Origin of the sequence: Nocardia yamanashiensis NBRC 100130, assembly GCF_001613325.1 — a bacterium.
Classification (GTDB): Bacteria; Actinomycetota; Actinomycetes; order Mycobacteriales; family Mycobacteriaceae; genus Nocardia; species Nocardia yamanashiensis.
Window position 1 is genome coordinate 17,102 of record NZ_BDCD01000019.1, and the last position, 17,177, is coordinate 34,278.

Below are 17,177 nucleotides of genomic sequence, written 5' to 3' on the forward strand. Positions count from 1 at the left end.
CGGCCGGGCCCTCGCTTGCGCCGGCCGGGATGCGGTCGCCTCCGGGCCGTCCGCATCCGAGTTGTGCTGCTCCGAATTCCTCCAACTTCACCGCTGCGGCGCGACCCTCGATCGGGGGTCTCGGATCGTGCCGTTGTTGCCTGCATCACAGGGATGCCGTCCATGCATTGCGAAGACTAGGCGGTCGGTGAATAAAACGGAACTTTTTCCCCAAAAAAAGTTGGACGAGCGTCTAGTTGGTTGAGGAGATCGCGCTCGGCGCGGGAGAAATGTGCGTACGCCCACATGACTGAGCCGCGGTGTGACCGACCGCACTTTCAGTTGGGCAGACTATGAGTCGAAACGTTGCATCTGCGTTGCATCGGCGCCGAGACGGCGATCGAGCACCCGAATCTTCGCTTCGATCTGCGCATACAACGGAGAGTCCCGGTCAACGGTGGCGCGATAGGCCGCCCACGCGGCCGCGTCGTCGCGTCCCTCCGCACCGGCGGTCCACCGGCTCAATACCGAAGCGTCATTCGAACGCAGCACGGCGGTCCGCAAACGCACGCGCAATTCATCTCTTATGTCTATAACTCCCGGCGCATTCGAACGCGGCAGGACCGGGCCCGAATACAGGCGCACGGCGGAATCGACATCGCCGGAATCCAGGGCGGCGCGCAGCGCCTCCACATCGGTGGCGATCGGCACCCGCAAACGGTAAGGGCGCGAGCCGAAGACATTCGGGCCAACCACCGACCGCAGCCGGGACATGGCGGCGCGAATGGTGGCATTGTCGAGATCGGCGTCATCCAGCAGCAGCGCCAGGTGATCGGCCGACAGCCCCTCGGGATGCTCGGCCAGCAGCAGCAGGATCTCGGCGTGCCGCTGCGACAAGGGAACTCGCTCCCCCGCCACCGTCAGCTGCGGCTGGCCCAGGCCCAGCACCTCCAGGCCGAGCCGCTCCGGCGCGGGCGCGTCGGCGCCGGAACGCCGATCCTGGCCGGAACGGACCGCGGCCAGCAGCAGATCCATTTCGGCGGCCGTGGCGGCAGCCTTCACCAGGGCCAGTATCTCCGGACGCGCCACCCGCACGCCGCCCGCGATCATCAGCACGCCCACCAGGCGGCCGTCCGGATCGTGAACGGGCGCAGCGGCTCCCGTGATCTGATGCATGCGGTGCAGGAAATGCTCGGGGCCGTGGATCCAGGCGGCCCGGCCGGTGCGCACCACCAGGCCCACCGCATTGGTGCCGACCCGGCGTTCGCTCAGGTCATTGCCCTCGCGCAGGCCGGCATCGGACGCGGCCTGCACCCGATCGGCGGTGCCGTGCACCGAGAGCACGCGGCCGAACTGATCGGCGACCACGACGATGAGACCGGTGCTGGTGGCATCGCGCAGCAGCAACTTGTCGACCAACGGCATCACCGCCGCGATCGGATGCGCGTCGCGATAACGCTCCAGATCCGTGCCGCGCAGTCCGCGGCCGTCACCGTCATCCAGGGGATCGACCCCGCCGCGTAGGGTACGCAGCCACGATTCGAGCACCATCGGGCGCAGCAAACCTGCGAGCTGTCCCAATTGCTCGCCGCCGACACTCAAATACCCGTGGGCTTGAGCGGCATAGGCCTCCAGCGCGCCGAGCTGCGAGCCCGGTTCCACGCCGTTTTGCTGCGGGTGCCCCCCACCTGCGAGATTGCTGACCATTTGCCTTTCTTTCCGCCCCAAAGGGTACCGGTGGGGGTACCCCGGATTGGCGGAAGCCGGACGTTTGTCCCGCAGGTCACACCTCGACGGGAACCTTGCGAAATGTGAGCTACGCAGCAATTTCTTAAACAGAAGCGGTTCAGTTGACTGCCCGTGCTGGCTGCGGGGCTCCCTCGCGCACGGCTCCGACGTGCGGATTCAGTTGGGCGGCAAGGTCGGTCGCAGCGACGCGAAACTCCGGATCCGGGCCGCACCCCACCATAGCCCGGACCCGTACGCGACATCGTCCAGACGTTTGCAGAGCAGATACCGGGCCGGATCCAAGCCGCCCTGTTCGCGATGGATGAACCAATCCGCGAGCCCGTCGGCCACCGCCATGGTGATCGCCAGCTGCCGGATCCGGCGCGAGCACAGCATGCCCAGCAGGGTCACCGGCCAATAGTGGCGGCACAGCGCGGAAGCCAGGCGCCAGACCCCGCCGGAGAAACCGCGCGCCATATAGATGGCGGCCACCCGGGTCGGATTGTCCAGCTCGGCGAACACCCGGCGCAGCCGGAACAGCGTCGCCACCATGGTGATCAGCCCGCCCAGCGCACCCCAGCGGGTGAGGGTGCCGAACAGCAGCGCGGCCACCGCGGTCCAGATCGGCATGGACAGCGGGGCGGCCATCCCGGCGTGGCGCTGGCCCAGCGGGGCCACTCCGGTACCGTGGGTCAGCTTGTGCGCGAACCATTTCCGCAGTGAGACCGGGTTGCTGTGGGCCACCCGGGCGGCCGGCTCGTAGCGCAGCCGCCAGCCGGCGCTGTCCAGCCGCCAGCACAGATCGATATCGCCGCCCGCACCCATCGACTCGTCGAAACCGCCCGCGCCCAGCAGCGCCAGCCGGCGCACCAGCAGCGCGGTGCTCGGCACGTACGGCACCGGGCCGTGCGCCTGCACCGCCGACTCGCGCCGGCCGCGATGCAGGGAACCGCGGGTGTGCTCGTAGCGGGCGAGCATGGTCGAATCCGGATCCATGGCCAGGATGCGCGGGGCCACCAGCGCCACCTTCGGATCGCTGAAATGCCCGAGCATGACCTCCAGCCAGCCGGTGCGCGGCACCACGTCCGCATCCAGGAAGGCCACGAATTCGGTTGCCGCGGCCCGCAGTCCGAAATTGCGGGAGGCCGCCGGGCCGTGCCGCCGGTCCCGGCGCAGCACCGTCACCCGGCAGCGATTGACGCGCGCGGCGGGCACCCGCACCGGTATGTCCGAGCCGTCGTCGACCACGATCACGGTGTGGCCGCGCAGCGCCGAGAGCAATCGATGCAGGCCGGGGCTGTCGTTGTGCACCGGGACGATGATGGTGACGTCCTCCACCGCGGGCAGCAGCCGCGGGCGCGGATTTGCCACCCCGGAATCGAGCAGGCGTCTGGCTACCCGAGCCGACGTCGGATCCGTCACCTCGAGGTACCCGTCACCGATCAAGGCCGCAGCTTCCGGAGCGAGGCGTAGCAACCGCGTCGGCGTGCCGCCGACCAGGAAACGTCCACCGGAGTATGTGCGCACCCGAGGATCGATTCGCACCCCGAAACCATCGGGAAGGCGATCATGGCGCATTCCTGGAATGCTAGGTCAGCCAACACGTGGCAATCATGATTGGCGCGCCGCCCGGTATCCGGATCGTCCGGTAATCCGTCGCGGCGCACCCGTGGCGGGACCGGCGCAGGGCCCGGCGCTCTACACTGCGGTGGGAAATCCAGCAGGTGAACAGGCATGGGACGGAAAACCGCCCCGCGGTGGTCGAGGTGGCATGGGAGTCGGGCGTATGCAGACAAGCGGGGGCGGCAACACCCTCTCGGAATCCGAGATCGTCGAAGCCGCGCTGCGAGTGGTTCGTCAGGACGGCGTGGAGAAACTGTCCATGCGCCGGCTGTCCCGCGAACTCGGAGTTTCGCCGATGGCCCCCTATTACTACGTCGCCGACAAGCGCGAGCTACTCGACCTGGTCGCCACCGCCGCGCTCACCGGAGTCCGCAAGCCCCCACCGGAATTCGGCTCGTGGCAAATGCGGCTGCGGGATCTCATCGATCAGATCGACGAGAAATTGCGCAAGCATCCGGGGCTCGGGGACGTGCTGATCGAGCAGCTGCTGAGCAAACAGCTGGATCTGATCGCCGCCGTGATGGAGATCCTGTTCGACGCCGGATTCGACGATCGCAATGTGCTGGCTTCCTACGCGACCATCCACACCTACCTGTTCGGGCGCTCCAAGGTGAACCCGCGCGATCGCACCGCGCTGCACGACCGGGCGCTGCCCGAGGCCGTGGAGCGGGCCACCAAACATATGGCGGATCTGCGTGGGAAATACTCCTACGACTTCTCCATGGACGTGCTGATCGCCGGACTCGAGGCTCAGCTTGTCCGGCAGCGAGACAGCCACGTATAGTCAAACTAGAACACGTTCTAGTTTGAAAAGCCGTACCGGCCACGCCGGGTTCGAGAGGACACTATGACCACCGTCGACGTACCGCAGAGCTCACGATCGGCCGTGCTGCGGGTCTCCGCGGTCATCAACGAGACGGCCGACGCCTGTTCGCTGGTATTCGACGTGCCCGAGGAACTGCGCGAACGCTTCAGCTACACCCCGGGCCAGTTTCTCACGCTGCGCATTCCGAGCGATCTCACCGGATCGGTGGCGCGCTGCTACTCGCTGGCCAGCTCGCCGCACACCGACGACAAGCCCAAGGTGACGGTCAAGCGGACCGCCGACGGGTACGCCTCGAACTGGGTGTGCGACAACGTGAAAGCCGGGGACGAACTCGAAGTCCTGCCGCCCTCAGGCGTTTTCACGCCCAAGAATCTGGACGAGAACCTGTTGCTCTTCGCGGCCGGCAGCGGGGTCACGCCGGTCATGTCGATCCTGAAATCGGCGCTGGCGCGCGGCAACGGGCGCATCGTGGTGGTGTACGCCAATCGTGATCACGACAATGTCATCTTCGCCGCGGAGCTGCGCGAACTCGCGGACAAGCATCCGCAGCGGCTGGCGATCATCCATTGGCTGGAGCACCTGCAAGGGCTGCCGACCGCCGATGCGCTCGCGACCCTGACCGCGCCCTACCGCGAATACGAAGCATTCATGTGCGGGCCCAAGCCGTTCATGGATCGGGTGCACGACGCGCTGGCGCAGAACGGCGTGCCGCGCAATCGGACTCATGCCGAGGTGTTCAATTCGCTCTCCGGCGATCCGTTCGCCGAGGTGGCGCCGGCGGAAATCAGCGCCGAGGAACAGGCCGACGCGGCGACCGTGGAAGTCGAGCTGGACGGCGAGACGCACGAAATGAGCTGGCCGCGTAGTCAGACGCTGGTCGACATCATGCTCTCGAAGGGTCTCGACGTTCCCTATTCCTGCCTCGAAGGCGAATGCGGTTCGTGCGCGTGCACCGTGCTCGAAGGAACCGTCGAAATGGAGAACGCCGAAATCCTGGACCCCGAGGACATCGCCAACGGGTACATCCTCGGGTGCCAGGCGCGGCCGGTGACGGATCACCTCAAGATTCAGTTCTGAGACGGGCTCAGTACGCGCCGAAGACGTTGTCGATCGACCCGTAGCGATGCGCCGCGTAGTTGCATGCGGCGGCGATATTCGCGACCGGGTCGTAGATATCCCAGGAGGTGCCGTCGACGTGGTACGCCTGGAAAGTCGGGTCGATCACCTGCAGCAGTCCCTTGGACGGGATACCGGCGGCGGCATTCGAGTCGTAGAGGTTGATCGCCTGGGGGTTACCGCCGGACTCCCGCATGATGTTGCGGAAAATGCCGTCGTAGCTGCCGGGAATGGCGCGCTGGTTCATGACGTAGATGGCATTGCGAATCCAGCCGTCCAGATCATTGGCGAAGACCGGCGGCAGCAGGCCCGAATACGGGGCCGGGAGCTGCTGCACCAGTTGCTGGACCTGGTCCTGCTGACCCTTCGGCAAGGTTTGCTGCCACTGCTCGGCGGTTTGCTGCAGCTGCTGAGCCGGTTGCTGGAGTTCGACCGGAACACCCGGAAGGTCGGCGGCGGCCGGGCCGGTGGTGCAGACGATGGCGGCGGCGATCAACGCCGAGGACGGCAGGACAAGCAGTTTTCTCAGAGACATAGCGCATTTCGACAGCGCAGGACCCCACAGCGGGCACCCGACGGTGCTCGCCGATACGCTGCTGGGTTGTGAATTGGGTTGTGGGCGAACGAGATCCGGACCTACCGGGAATCACCGTTCATGCGCGCCACAACTCGCGGGGCTGGACGCATGACCACTGGGGCTGATCACAGAATGATTGCGGTAAGTTAACGTAAACTGAACTGAAGATGAACAAATGGTGTTTGTCCGCGTGTCGTCGCGGTTCGGAGCGTCAATCCATGCTCTGACCGGGCGTTTGCCGGATCGGTGCGGAATCGGTCACTGGGCGCGGTAGTGGGTGCGCTCCTCGGCGGTCAGGTGCTCGGTCGCATAACTGAGCGCGGTCCGGCCCATCTCGGCGGCGTGCGCGTCCAGGAACGCGGTCAGCTGCGCCCGGTCCACTCGTTTGCCGATCTCCCGCAGCATCCAGCCGACCGCCTTCTGGATCAGATCCCGGCGGTCCGGCAGCAGCAGCTCGCACAGTTCCAGGGTGGTTCCGGTATCGCCCGCCTTGATGAAGGCGAACGTGGTCAGCAGCGCGACCCGCCGCTCCCACAGCGACTCCTGGGCGGCCAGCTCGAACAGCAACTCGCGCGGGCGCTCCAGCAGCCATGGGCCCAGGACGAATTCGGCGGAGGCGTCCACCAGGTCCCAGTTGTTGACCCGGCCGCGCCGCACCGCCGCGAGGTACAGGTCGACGATTCGCTGTTGCAGCGCCGGGTCCGGCGCACGCTTGCCCATGGCCTTCGCCATCCGGGCGTTCAGAATCACCAGCCCCGCCAGGCGATGCTCGTGCACCTCACTGTCGAGCAGCTTGTCGATTTCCGAAAGCTCCAGCCCGGCAAAACCTTTCGCCACCGCGCGGGTCGCCGGCACCCGCACACCGAGGAAGACGTCGCCCTCTCCGTACTCCCCCGGCCCGGTCTTGAAGAACCGCTGCAGATGCACCGCGTCCGCCGCATCCGAAACCTTCGCCAACTCCGCCATCACCGCGGCCGCCGTCTGTTCCACCTCACCATGATCTGCCACCCCACCGACACCCGCGCGCTCCCACACCGAACCGGACAACACACCCTGCGCGCCACGCCGCGGCCGGTAATGCCCGGCCACCGCCCCCGATAGCCCCGGCATCGGACGCGCACTCCGCGCGCCCCCGACCTGGAGCGACAATGCACCTCCGATCCCGCAGGCGCGTCACCACCGGCATTTTCACCGCCCTCCTCGCGGCCATGACCCTCACGGGCTGCACCACCCACACCACCCCCGGCAAACCGGTCGCCGCCGCTTCGGCAGCGGGCGACCACACCCTCTCCCCCGCCGTCGATTCCGCGGCGGGCGCGACCCTCTCCCCCGCCGCGGCCCCCGTACCGGTCGCCACCACGATTCCGGTCCCGCCGCCGGCCGCCGCCCCCGATCCGGCGACGACCCAGCCAGCGCCCGCCACCACCGACCCGGCCGTCCCGCTCGCCGGCGCACCGGCCGCGAGCGCACCGAAACCCATTGCCGCCGAAGCAGAAACCACCCAACCGGTGCCCGAGCCGCCGGCACCTGCGCCCACCACGGACCCGCAACCGGTCGCACCGGAGACGACCACCACCGAAGCTCCGCCGACCACCCAAACAGGCTGCGGCAACGGCTATTACCGCAATGCGAGCGGCAATTGCGTCCACGACCCCGTCACCGCCGCCACCACCCCGCCGGGCGCGACCGCGCAATGCGGCGACGGCACCTACTCCTACAGCCAGACCCGCAGCGGCACCTGCTCCCACCACGGCGGCGTGTCCCGCTGGCTGTAGCCCCACCACCGATTCCGGATGCGACCATGCGGTCATGAACGACCGCGCCGATGCCGAGCCGTCTCTCCTGGAGATCGACAGCGCCGGGCGGCGGAATCGAAAGGCGGGTGCTGGGAATCGAGTTCGTGAACCGGCGACCGGCGGATCCGGGCGACCCGCGGACTGCATTGGCCGGGCTGAAGCTGGAAGGCATCGAGCAGCAAGATGCCGTAGCAGGGCAACAGGTTACGGCGATCCCGCCCGTTCAACGCTCCGCGGTCGCGTCCTCCGAGTCCGGCGGCGGGGCGGGCGCGGGCCGGTCGGCGTCGTAGTAGACGGCGATGAGGTCGGCGGCGGCGCGGCGGGTGCGGCGGGCGGCGCGAGCCAGCTCGGTGACGGTGATGTCGCCCGCTTCGGCTCGATCGGCGGCGGTTTCCAGTTCGTGGCTGGCGATCAGGAGGCGGGTGATTTCGGGCCAGCGGATGGATAGGTCACCGGGCTGGCCTTCGGTGGCTAGCATCAGGCGGTTTCACCCGCTGCGCGTAGCAGCATCTCGCCGAAGACGCGCATCTGGTCGGCTCCGCCGTACCAGGAGGTCACCAGGTCGACCGCCGCGTGCCGGGTGCGGCGGGCGGCGCGGGCCAGGTCCGAGACGGTGATGTCGCCCGCTTCGGCTTGCAGGGCGGCGGCTTCGAGATCCTGGCTGGCCACGAGCAGGCGCATGATCTCGGGGAGGCCGATGGAGGTGGAGCCCGGCTCACGGAAATCGGTCCGCACGGGAGCCGAATTCTCTTGGGCGCGTGCGCTTTCCCGGGCGGCGCGGCGGGACCTCGGCGGCGCGGCGGTGGCGCTGCGCGGGGTGGCCGCCGCGGATGATTCGCGCAGCGAGGGGCGATCGGACAGCACTTCGGATTCTCCCGTTCGGTCCGGCGTGAGCTCGGATTCGCCTGCGATCCGCGGTGATTCGGCAGTCCGCCGACGCACGGACGAAAGCTGTTCCGCCGGTTCGTCGTTGGATTCGCGCCACGCGGGCTCGTCCCCGTTCGGTTCGCGCACGGGCTCGCCCACGGCTGCGGGCACGGCTGCCTCCGGGGCCGATATCGAATTCAGCTCCGCGGTGCGGGGTTCGGACAGTTCCGCGGTGGAGACCGACCGGCGGCGGCCCGGGCGCCAATCGTCGGAGGCCGCGGCGGCTTCGGCCGGGCTCGAATCAACGGCGGCCGCGGCGGCTTCGGCCGGGCGGGGTTTCGACTCCGGGACCAGATCGGCGGGCGGCAGCGAAGCGCTGAGTTCCAGTTCGGCCGTGGCGATCCGGGGCGTGGCGGCGGTACCCGTCGTCACCCGGCGCGGCGACGGCGGGACGGTCCCGGCGCGGCGCGCGGCCGGTTCGGCGGCCGCCGGGCGGCGCGTGGCCGGGTCTACCGCCGGCAGGCTCAGCGACGGCGTGGTGTCGGGACCGGCAGCGGCGGCATGCGTGGTGGCGGGCGCGGAACCGGCAATGGAATCAATGGATTCCGGGGCCTGGCCCAGGAATGCCGCGGGTGCGGCGTCGGCGCTGTCGGCGGGGGCACTGTGGAAGTCGGCGGCGGATCCGTGCCGGATCGCGGTCGCGGCGCGCGCGGATTCCATCGCGGCGAGATCCGGGGTGCGCGGCTCCGCTTCGGAGGTGGTGAAAGCCGGCATCCGGGCCGCTGCCGCGGCGGTGCTCCCGGTCGAATCCGTGGCGGGCGCGGAACCCGTCGTGGCCGAGTCGGTCTCCGACACGACCGGAATCGCGGGGCTGCCGGTCTCGCGCGCGGAGCGGTGGGCCGCCAGAGCGGATTCCATCCGGGCGGAGAGGGTTGCGGGGTCGTCCGACAGCAGGCCGGCCGCCACCGAATCCAGCAGGGAGCGGTAGGAGGACACCGAGGACTCGGCGGGCGGGAGATAGGACGCCGCATCGGCGGACGAACCCGTGCCGGATTGTTCGACCGCCGGGGGGACGCTGACGTCCGGTGCGGCGAAGGCATCGGCCATGGGAGTGGAACCGAAGGTAGCGGAGCCGGATTCGCCGGTGGCGAACGAAGTCGGCGCGAATTCGCCAGGGGTGCGGGTGGGCAGGGCCGCGGACGGCGGGGACAGCCGCGGCACCGGCTGGGCCGGTTCGGCCGGCGAGGTGTAGCCGGTCAGCCCGGCGGCGCCGGAAATGGATTCGGCCGCATTCGGGCTCGCGTATCCCGGCATCGAGTCGAAGCTGCCGCCCCGGGTGTACCCGAGCATCGGATCGACGCCGTTGACGCTCGAATAGCCGGCCGCCGGATCGGACCCGTTCACGCGCGGGTAGCCGCCCGCGGCATCGCCGCCGCTCGCACCCGAGTAACCGCCGGCGGAATCGAAACTGCTCGCGCCCGAATATCCGGTCCCGGAATCCACTCCGTTCACACCCGGGTAGCCGGGCGCGGGATCGATGCCGTTGATGCCCGCGTAGCTGGAGGCCGGATTGGCGGGAATCTGGTCCGAGTAGGCGATCGAGGGGGCGGCGTTGTCGCTGCCCGGGTAGCCGGGATCGGGGGCCGGCGTGCCGGTGAAGCCCGACCCCGGGTCGATGCCGTTCGAACCCGTGAAGCGCGAAGCGCCCGGAATGACGTCGTTGCGGCCGGTGTAGGCGCGGCGCAGCACCGGCTCCACGGGGGCGTCGCCCGTCGTGGAGCGCGGGCTGGAGCCGTTGGTGAGAGCGCGGTTCGAGCCGGTGTCGATGCCGGTGAGCGGCGGGGTCGGCGCGGTGCCCGGGCCAGTGGGTTCCCCGTGGGTGAGGCGGTAGGTCTCCCGCCGGGCGTTCAGGGATTCACCCAGTCTGGTCGAGAAATCGGCATCCATGGGCGACATTCTTACCGTTGCACCGGGTGGGGTGCGACTCGGGATGTTGCGAAAGCTATTCACGAGCAACGGTATTGGGGCATTGACGAATCAGCATTTGACGGGCGCCGGTTCCCCCCGCAAGCGCGCATCCAGCCACAATAGGGCAGCCGGGACGCCGAAGACGGCCGCGGAAAGGTGTTCCGGGGAGATGTTGGAATCGGTTTGCAGGCGGACTCCGGCGGCGCAGTAGCGGCGATCGGTGTTGACGATGGCGTCCACCGGAATCAGCGGATCGCTGCCGGAATGCCATTCGAAAACCGGCATATTCGGGATGCCGTCGAAGAATTCCAGACTGTTCTCCTCCAGCACCGCCTGCACGTTCGGATCGTCGACCATGGAGGTGCTGGCGGCGAATTCGCGAGCGCTGCGGCCCGCGCCGATCAGCATGATCTCGTTGGTGCAGCCGTTCGCCATGGCGTCGCGGGTGGTCAAGCCGAGTTGATTCATCTGGGTGCTCACCGGCAGCCGGTCCGGATATTCGCGTTCCAGCCCGATCGCCGCGGCCATGGCCAGGCCGAAGGCCGGATGCGGTTGCATGCCGATGGCGCGCACCATGCTGACCAGGTTCATCGGCACGCCGCCGTAGGCCGCGCCCGCGATCCGCAGTTCGGGCGCGTAGGTGGGCGCCAGCGCCGCCGCCCACGCGGTCGCCATGCCGCCGCCGGAGTAGCCGGTCATGGCGACCGGGCTGGCGGCCAGCCCCAGTTCGGAAACCCGCTGCGCCGCACGGATTCCGTCGAGGGTGATCTGACCGCCCAGCTTGGCCGCTCCGTAGGCGAAATTCGGGCCCAGGTGGTCGGGCAGCGCGATGGACCAGCCGCGCCGCAGCACCGCGTTCAGCGCGATCGCCTCGCGCACCACGAGTTTCGGGTCCGAGGTGTACAGCACCTTCGATACCGCGCAGTCCGCGCCGAGGCCGTTGATGATGTGCTGATAGGACAGCAGCGGACCGTTCACCTGATGCTCGCGCGGGGTGAGCACGGTGGTGACGGCGGCGATGGGTTTGCCCTGCGAGCTGGTGGAGCGGAATTTGACCAGGGTGACCGAGGTTTCGGGGAACATCGGGTTGGCGGGCATGGCCCGGGTTTCGAGAACGTCGCCGGGAGCCTGGTTTTCGAGGCCGGCGGGCTGGGCGTAGAAGGGGTCCGGGTCGGGCCGCGGATAGGCGGGCTCGGCCACCGCGGCCGGGCTGGTCAGGGTCAGCGGCACGGTGGCGGTCAGGGCGATCGCCGTCATCATGGTCACCGCTCGCGCCCAGCCACGTAGCAATCGTCCGGCGTTCACTCATGCCTCCACGAGAATTCGCAGCAAATGCGGATATACAACGTTTCAGAACGAGTGTCCCGAGAATGGGACGAAAGGTATAGCGACACGCCAGCAAACGATTTGAGAGACCGGGCGGTCTGTTCGCTGGATTCAGCCCAGCTGCGTCATGCCCGCCGCCACCACCTGCGCCACATTCATGACCTCATCGGCGGTCGGCAGCGTCAGGCCGTCCAGGGCGTGCAGGCGATCGGTGCTCGCGATGGCGAACATGGCCGACACCCACGCCGCCGCGCACGCGCGCAGCGTACCCGGCTGCACCGGCACCGGAGCGCTCGCCTGCAATACCCGGGCGGTGACGTCGAGCAGCTGATCGCGCATGCGGCGCAATTGCTTCCGCACATCGGGATGGGTATCGGCCTCGCGCCACATGATGACGCGCAGCACCGAGGAATGATGATCGCGCAGATTCACCGCGGCATCCAGATTCACCAGGCTCTTCGCCGGATCACCCGAGACGACCACCTCGAAGATGTCGTCGATCGGCTGCGGCGGTACGCGTTCGGCCATGAGCGCCGACAGAATCGCGTCCTTGGTGGGGAAGTAGTAGAACACCAGACCCTTGGGAACGCCGGCCGCGGTCGCGATGGCCGCGGTCGGCGTGGCATCGAACCCCTGTGCCGCGAAAAGGGTTTCGGCGGCATCCAGGATGAGCTGACGGGCGTCGCCATCGGTTTTCTTGCTCCGGCGACGCCCCGCTCGGGGGGCACGAGGCATCTGCATCAGTGATGCGTCACCGCGTGCAGACGGGTCGACACGGCCGGCATCGCGGCCAGTGCGATCACTACCGTCAGTGCGCCCACCACCCACGCGGTCCATGAAGCACCACTGTAGTTGTCGAAGCTCATCACCCACGGGGAGACGAACAACAGCACACCCAGCAGACCGAGCACGTAATCGGCGGTGTCGGACAGGACCTTGGCCATGCGGCCGAGTCCGGTGGCGGCGATGAGCACGCCGAGGACCACGAGGGTCCAGAAGGCCTTGTCACTGTGGTCGACCCAGAGGGTGGACAGGGCGGTGAAAGCGCCGAGTACTACAGCCACAGCGTCCTGTGTGCGGCTCTCGGTGAACATGATGTGCCTCCTTAAAGGCTGAGGATATGTCCTGCTTCCGTTGTATTCCTGATTGACCGCCCGATCAATAAATGCCCGGCTACGATTCAGCACCAGCTCGGGTGTGGTGCGGGACACAGCGCCGCGCGCCGCGATGAACAGATATGGTTTGCGCTATGTCACAGTCGGTGGAACACGTTCTAATTGTTGGCGCGGGGCTGGCGGGCCTGCGCACCGCCGAGGAACTCCGCCGGGCTGGTTACGCGGGTGAAATCACCCTCCTGGGCGATGAGGATCGACCGCCGTACGACCGGCCGCCGCTGTCCAAACAGTACGTTCGCGGCGAAACCGACGACACCGTGCTGCGGCCCGCCGAATTCTTCGCCGAACAGCGCATCACGCTGCGCTTGGGGACCGCTGCCACCAGTGTCGATACGGCGGCGCGCGAGGTGGCGCTGGCCGACGGTTCGCGGATCGGCTACGACCGGTTGATCATCGCGACCGGACTGCGCCCGCGGCGGATTCCGGGGCTGCCCGAGGCGGCCGGGGTGCACGTGCTGCGTTCGCATGCCGATGCGGCGGCCCTGCGCGAACACCTCGCTACCGCCACGCGCGCGGTGGTGGTCGGCGGCGGGTTCATCGGCTGCGAGCTCACCGCCAGCTTCCGCGCCCGCGGCCTCGACGTGACCCTGATCGAACCCCAGCCCACTCCCCTGGCCGCCGCCCTCGGTGAGGAGATCGGCGGGCTGGTGGCGCGGCTGCACGTCGAGGAAGGCGTCGACCTGCGCTGCGGTATCGGCGTCGCCGGCATCGTGACCGAGAACGGCGGTGACGCAGGCGAATCCGTCACCGGCGTCCAGCTGACCGACGGCAGCGTGGTGGACGCCGATCTGGTGGTCATCGGCATCGGCTCGATCCCGGTGACCGACTGGCTCGCCGACTCCGGCATCCCACTGGCCGCACCCGCCGAAGGCGGCGGCGTGCTCACCGACGAGACCGGGCGCACCGCCGTGGACGGCGTCTGGGCGGTCGGCGACGTGGCTTCCTGGCCGCACGCCACCGGGCGCAACAAACGCGTCGAACACTGGACCAATGCGGGCGAGCAGGCCACCCTGCTGGCCAATGCGCTACTGGGCACGGAAGCGGCTGCGGGCGTACAGGTTCCGTACGTGTGGAGCGATCAGTACGACATGAAGATCCAGGTGCTCGGCATTCCGGCGCTCGCCGACGAAGTGCAGATCATCGAGGACAAGGGCCGAAAGTTCCTGGCCCACTACCTCCGTGGGGACACCCTCGTCGCGGTCGTCGGCGCGAGCATGACCGGCAAGGTGATGAAGATGCGCGCCCAGCTGGCCGCGGGCGTCGCCGCCGCGATCGGCTGAGCGCCCTCGTCGTCCCGAGCATGCTTCCAGCGGCGAACCACATCCGCGTGTATGCCGGCTGAGCGCGCCGGAACGACGGAGGGTGCGCCTACGCCGGGTGTTCGGCGGTCGCGGCGGCGCGCAGCTTGGCGGCGCGTTCACGCGGGTGGTAGTCCGGTCCGACGCCCTCGACGAGGACCAGATCGCCGTCGATGTGGTCGGTGCGCAGGTGGATGATCTCGCGGTAGGCCGGTGAGGCGTACCAGGCGCGGGCGGTGTCGAGGTCCGGGAACTCGATCAGCACCATGCTGCCGGACCAATCCCCCTCGACCACCTCCACCGGCGGGCCGTGAATGACGAAGCGGCCGTCGAAGGGGTCGAGGGTCTCCTGCACCCGCTCGATGTATTCGATGATCTCCGGATGCGGGCGGCGGACGCGCAGATGGGCGAAACCGTAGACGGTCATGGGCGTTCCTTCGGGCGAGGCGATCCCCCGACGGTAGGGCGCGATGGCCCGGCAGCCAATTACCCCGCAGGTAAAGCGGGGTGCGGGCGCCCCGAGCCGACCCGCGGTTCGCGCCGGAGCGGTCCCTTTCACTACCGTGACTGATGTGATCGTCGCGCTCATCGATTCCGGCCTGGGCCTGCTGCCCACCGCCGCATGGTTGCGGAAGCTGCGGCCCGATCTCGATCTGCTGCTGCAAACCGATCCCGACGGTGCGCCGTGGGGACCGAAACCCGAGCAGTGGGTCGTCGACCGGGTCCTCGAGACCGCGCGCACCTCCCTGCGCGAGGGCGCGGAAGTCATTGTGCTGCCCTGCAATACGGCCAGCGTGACCGCGCTGGAACAGGTGCGCGCCGAGGTCGGTCCGGACGTGCCGGTGATCGGCACCGTCCCCGCCATCAAACCCGCCGCCGCCGCTTGCCGCACGGTTGCCGTCTGGGCGACCGCCGCCACCACCGCCAGCGCTTATCAAGCCGACCTGATCGCCAAGTTCGGCGGCGACGCCGCAGTCACCGGCGTGGCCTGCCACGGACTCGCCGACGCCATTGACCGCGGGGATCTGCCCGCCATCACCGAGGCCATCGCCAGCGCCGCCGCCCGCACCCCGGCCGATACCGAGGGCATCGTGCTCGGCTGCACCCACTACCCCCTGGTGCTCGATGCCATCCTCGCCGCGCTCCCCCGCGGCGTGCGGATCTTCGACAGCGCCGAAGCGGTGGCGGGACAGACCCTGCGCCGCATGGACGCCCTCGGCCGCCCCACCGCCGGCGCCGGCACCGTCCGCGTGCTCTCTTCCGGCCGGCCCGGCGAATTGCCCTCCGCCGCAGCGGCTTTCGATTCCGGCCTGCTGCTCGGGGCGCTGCCCGTCCACACCTGACCGTTTGATCCGCGCTCACCCGGGCAGAACCCCGGCATGAGCGAAGAGGAACGGCGGATCCACGCGGAATCCGCGAAACAGGACGAGCGCGAGATGATCCCGGAACCCGAGATCGAGGAGAAGCACCGCAAGCGGGCGCACGAGATGGCCGAGGCGTACAAGGACGAGCGGCCGTTGACCGTCATGCCGGGTACGGACGGCATGGTTTCGGGCACCGCGGTCACCGACTGGGTGGACGAGCAGGGGCGGCCCATATTCGGCAAAGACGCCTGAAAAGGCAAACGGCGCCGCTCCTTTCGGAGCGACGCCGTTCGACTAGCGATTCAGCGAATCACCAGGTGATTTCGGAAATCACTTGATGATCTTGGTGACGCGACCGGCACCGACGGTGCGGCCACCCTCACGGATCGCGAAACGCAGGCCCTCGTCCATGGCGACCGGCTGGATGAGCTTGACGCTCATCTCGGTGTTGTCGCCGGGCATGACCATCTCGGTGCCCTCGGGGAGGGTCACGACGCCGGTCACGTCCGTGGTACGGAAGTAGAACTGCGGGCGGTAGTTGTTGAAGAACGGGGTGTGGCGGCCACCCTCGTCCTTCGACAGGATGTAGGCCTGGCCCTCGAACTCCGTGTGCGGAGTGGTGGTGCCCGGCTTCACGACGACCTGGCCGCGCTCGACATCTTCGCGCTTGATGCCACGGACCAGCAGACCGACGTTGTCGCCCGCCTGGCCGTTGTCCAGCAGCTTGCGGAACATCTCGATGCCGGTGATGGTGGTCTTCGTGGTCTTCTCGCGGATGCCGACGATCTCGACTTCCTCGTTCACGTTGATGATGCCACGCTCGATACGACCGGTGACGACGGTGCCACGACCGGTGATCGTGAAGACGTCCTCGATCGGCATCAGGAACGGCTTGTCGGTCTCACGGACCGGGTCCGGGATCGACTCGTCGACGGCGTTCATCAGCTCGACGATGGACTCGGTCCACTTCGGGTCGCCCTCGAGCGCCTTCAGACCGGAGACGCGCACGACCGGCGCATCCTCGTCGAACTCCTGGCCGGCCAGCAGTTCGCGGACCTCCATCTCGACGAGCTCGAGGATTTCCTCGTCGTCGACCATGTCCGACTTGTTCAGCGCGACCAGGATGTAGGGCACGCCGACCTGACGGGCGAGCAGCACGTGCTCACGGGTCTGCGGCATCGGGCCGTCGGTGGCGGCCACGACCAGGATCGCGCCGTCCATCTGGGCGGCACCGGTGATCATGTTCTTGATGTAGTCGGCGTGGCCGGGGGCGTCGACGTGCGCGTAGTGACGCTTCTCGGTCTGGTACTCGACGTGGGAGATGTTGATCGTGATACCACGAGCCTTCTCCTCCGGAGCCTTGTCGATCTGGTCGAACGCGAAGGCCGCGTTCAGGTCCGGGTACTTGTCAGCCAGCACCTTGGTGATCGCCGCGGTCAGCGTGGTCTTGCCGTGGTCGACGTGACCAATGGTGCCGATGTTGACGTGGGGCTTCGTCCGCTCGAACTTCGCCTTCGCCACTGTTGTCCTCCTG

At 68.3% G+C, this 17,177-nt stretch carries 17 protein-coding genes; 6 read left to right on the forward strand and 11 right to left on the reverse strand.

All coding sequences use genetic code 11. The features are described 5' to 3' along the window. Positions 1-330 precede the first annotated feature (330 nt). Together NY1_RS21600 and mftF are read right to left on the reverse strand one after the other, a co-directional pair. Positions 331-1,686, reverse strand: coding sequence for a GAF domain-containing protein (locus NY1_RS21600; RefSeq protein WP_067716334.1), 1,356 nt, complete (start codon positions 1,684-1,686; stop codon positions 331-333). 198 nt (positions 1,687-1,884) lie between these two features. Continuing rightward, positions 1,885-3,285: a mycofactocin biosynthesis glycosyltransferase MftF gene (gene mftF / locus NY1_RS21605; RefSeq protein WP_067716338.1), complete on the reverse strand. Its 1,401-nt coding sequence runs from the start codon at positions 3,283-3,285 to the stop codon at positions 1,885-1,887. Positions 3,286-3,493: 208 nt separating this feature from the next. Here mftF and mftR2 point away from each other — a divergent pair, with 208 nt between their 5' ends. Together mftR2 and NY1_RS21615 are read left to right on the forward strand one after the other, a co-directional pair. Next, positions 3,494-4,114, forward strand: a complete 621-nt coding sequence (mftR2, locus tag NY1_RS21610; protein WP_084535203.1) for a mycofactocin system transcriptional regulator MftR2 — start codon at positions 3,494-3,496, stop codon at positions 4,112-4,114. A 63-nt stretch (positions 4,115-4,177) separates the two neighbouring features. Then, on the forward strand, positions 4,178-5,233 hold the full coding sequence (locus NY1_RS21615; RefSeq protein WP_067716339.1) for a ferredoxin--NADP reductase: 1,056 nt from the start codon (positions 4,178-4,180) through the stop codon (positions 5,231-5,233). A 7-nt stretch (positions 5,234-5,240) separates the two neighbouring features. Here the strand turns inward: NY1_RS21615 and NY1_RS44665 are convergent, their stop codons facing one another. Further along, positions 5,241-5,807, reverse strand: a complete 567-nt coding sequence (locus tag NY1_RS44665) for a transglycosylase SLT domain-containing protein (RefSeq protein ID WP_233434429.1) — start codon at positions 5,805-5,807, stop codon at positions 5,241-5,243. A 300-nt stretch (positions 5,808-6,107) separates the two neighbouring features. Further along, the gene (locus tag NY1_RS21625) at positions 6,108-6,815 is read right to left on the reverse strand and encodes a DNA alkylation repair protein (RefSeq protein WP_067716928.1); all 708 of its coding nucleotides are present in this window, start codon (positions 6,813-6,815) and stop codon (positions 6,108-6,110) included. Positions 6,816-6,997: 182 nt separating this feature from the next. Between NY1_RS21625 and NY1_RS21630 the strand changes: the two genes are divergently transcribed. Continuing rightward, positions 6,998-7,624 (forward strand): DUF3761 domain-containing protein, encoded by a 627-nt coding sequence (locus NY1_RS21630; protein ID WP_067716342.1) that lies wholly within the window; start codon positions 6,998-7,000, stop codon positions 7,622-7,624. 244 nt (positions 7,625-7,868) lie between these two features. Here the strand turns inward: NY1_RS21630 and NY1_RS21635 are convergent, their stop codons facing one another. The 5 genes from NY1_RS21635 to NY1_RS21655 all read right to left on the reverse strand — a co-directional run bounded on the left by NY1_RS21635 (position 7,869) and on the right by NY1_RS21655 (position 12,900). Beyond that, complete coding sequence (locus tag NY1_RS21635) at positions 7,869-8,123, reverse strand: hypothetical protein (RefSeq protein ID WP_067716345.1); 255 nt, start codon at positions 8,121-8,123, stop codon at positions 7,869-7,871. Continuing rightward, positions 8,123-10,459 (reverse strand): hypothetical protein, encoded by a 2,337-nt coding sequence (locus NY1_RS21640; RefSeq protein ID WP_067716346.1) that lies wholly within the window; start codon positions 10,457-10,459, stop codon positions 8,123-8,125. The genes NY1_RS21635 and NY1_RS21640 overlap by 1 nt, the downstream gene beginning before the upstream one ends. Before the next feature lie 90 nt (positions 10,460-10,549). Continuing rightward, positions 10,550-11,740 (reverse strand): lipase family protein, encoded by a 1,191-nt coding sequence (locus NY1_RS21645; protein WP_067716349.1) that lies wholly within the window; start codon positions 11,738-11,740, stop codon positions 10,550-10,552. Between the two features lie 177 nt (positions 11,741-11,917). Next, positions 11,918-12,541 carry a TetR/AcrR family transcriptional regulator gene (locus NY1_RS21650; RefSeq protein WP_157762423.1) on the reverse strand — a complete coding sequence of 208 codons (624 nt, stop codon included), beginning with the start codon at positions 12,539-12,541 and terminating at the stop codon, positions 11,918-11,920. A 5-nt stretch (positions 12,542-12,546) separates the two neighbouring features. Beyond that, entirely contained in the window at positions 12,547-12,900 is a 354-nt protein-coding gene (locus tag NY1_RS21655; protein ID WP_067716353.1) for an SPW repeat domain-containing protein, read from the reverse strand. 155 nt (positions 12,901-13,055) lie between these two features. Here NY1_RS21655 and NY1_RS21660 point away from each other — a divergent pair, with 155 nt between their 5' ends. Next, positions 13,056-14,261, forward strand: coding sequence for an NAD(P)/FAD-dependent oxidoreductase (locus NY1_RS21660; protein ID WP_233434430.1), 1,206 nt, complete (start codon positions 13,056-13,058; stop codon positions 14,259-14,261). Positions 14,262-14,349: 88 nt separating this feature from the next. Here the strand turns inward: NY1_RS21660 and NY1_RS21665 are convergent, their stop codons facing one another. Then, positions 14,350-14,706 (reverse strand): DUF1330 domain-containing protein, encoded by a 357-nt coding sequence (locus NY1_RS21665; RefSeq protein ID WP_067716357.1) that lies wholly within the window; start codon positions 14,704-14,706, stop codon positions 14,350-14,352. A gap of 145 nt (positions 14,707-14,851) precedes the next feature. On the opposite strand from NY1_RS21665, the gene NY1_RS21670 reads away from it, so the two are divergent. Next, positions 14,852-15,622: a glutamate racemase gene (locus NY1_RS21670; protein WP_067716360.1), complete on the forward strand. Its 771-nt coding sequence runs from the start codon at positions 14,852-14,854 to the stop codon at positions 15,620-15,622. A gap of 36 nt (positions 15,623-15,658) precedes the next feature. Beyond that, positions 15,659-15,895 carry a hypothetical protein gene (locus NY1_RS21675; protein WP_067716362.1) on the forward strand — a complete coding sequence of 79 codons (237 nt, stop codon included), beginning with the start codon at positions 15,659-15,661 and terminating at the stop codon, positions 15,893-15,895. 78 nt (positions 15,896-15,973) lie between these two features. Here the strand turns inward: NY1_RS21675 and tuf are convergent, their stop codons facing one another. Continuing rightward, on the reverse strand, positions 15,974-17,164 hold the full coding sequence (gene tuf, locus NY1_RS21680; protein ID WP_067716365.1) for an elongation factor Tu: 1,191 nt from the start codon (positions 17,162-17,164) through the stop codon (positions 15,974-15,976). Positions 17,165-17,177 lie beyond the last annotated feature (13 nt).

What these genes read in the sequence shown, in the direction of transcription:
- NY1_RS21600 (WP_067716334.1), bottom strand. Translation starts at nt 1,686, where the DNA reads ATGGTCAGCAATCTCGCAGGTGGGGGGCACCCGCAGCAAAACGGCGTG.
- mftF (WP_067716338.1), bottom strand. Translation starts at nt 3,285, where the DNA reads ATGCGCCATGATCGCCTTCCCGATGGTTTCGGGGTGCGAATCGATCCT.
- NY1_RS21640 (WP_067716346.1), bottom strand. Translation starts at nt 10,459, where the DNA reads ATGGATGCCGATTTCTCGACCAGACTGGGTGAATCCCTGAACGCCCGG.
- NY1_RS21650 (WP_157762423.1), bottom strand. Translation starts at nt 12,541, where the DNA reads ATGCCTCGTGCCCCCCGAGCGGGGCGTCGCCGGAGCAAGAAAACCGAT.
- NY1_RS21645 (WP_067716349.1), bottom strand. Translation starts at nt 11,740, where the DNA reads ATGATGACGGCGATCGCCCTGACCGCCACCGTGCCGCTGACCCTGACC.
- NY1_RS21675 (WP_067716362.1), top strand. Translation starts at nt 15,659, where the DNA reads ATGAGCGAAGAGGAACGGCGGATCCACGCGGAATCCGCGAAACAGGAC.
- NY1_RS21630 (WP_067716342.1), top strand. Translation starts at nt 6,998, where the DNA reads ATGCACCTCCGATCCCGCAGGCGCGTCACCACCGGCATTTTCACCGCC.
- NY1_RS21660 (WP_233434430.1), top strand. Translation starts at nt 13,056, where the DNA reads ATGTCACAGTCGGTGGAACACGTTCTAATTGTTGGCGCGGGGCTGGCG.
- NY1_RS21625 (WP_067716928.1), bottom strand. Translation starts at nt 6,815, where the DNA reads ATGGCGGAGTTGGCGAAGGTTTCGGATGCGGCGGACGCGGTGCATCTG.
- NY1_RS44665 (WP_233434429.1), bottom strand. Translation starts at nt 5,807, where the DNA reads ATGTCTCTGAGAAAACTGCTTGTCCTGCCGTCCTCGGCGTTGATCGCC.
- NY1_RS21615 (WP_067716339.1), top strand. Translation starts at nt 4,178, where the DNA reads ATGACCACCGTCGACGTACCGCAGAGCTCACGATCGGCCGTGCTGCGG.
- NY1_RS21635 (WP_067716345.1), bottom strand. Translation starts at nt 8,123, where the DNA reads ATGCTAGCCACCGAAGGCCAGCCCGGTGACCTATCCATCCGCTGGCCC.
- mftR2 (WP_084535203.1), top strand. Translation starts at nt 3,494, where the DNA reads ATGCAGACAAGCGGGGGCGGCAACACCCTCTCGGAATCCGAGATCGTC.
- NY1_RS21665 (WP_067716357.1), bottom strand. Translation starts at nt 14,706, where the DNA reads ATGACCGTCTACGGTTTCGCCCATCTGCGCGTCCGCCGCCCGCATCCG.
- NY1_RS21655 (WP_067716353.1), bottom strand. Translation starts at nt 12,900, where the DNA reads ATGTTCACCGAGAGCCGCACACAGGACGCTGTGGCTGTAGTACTCGGC.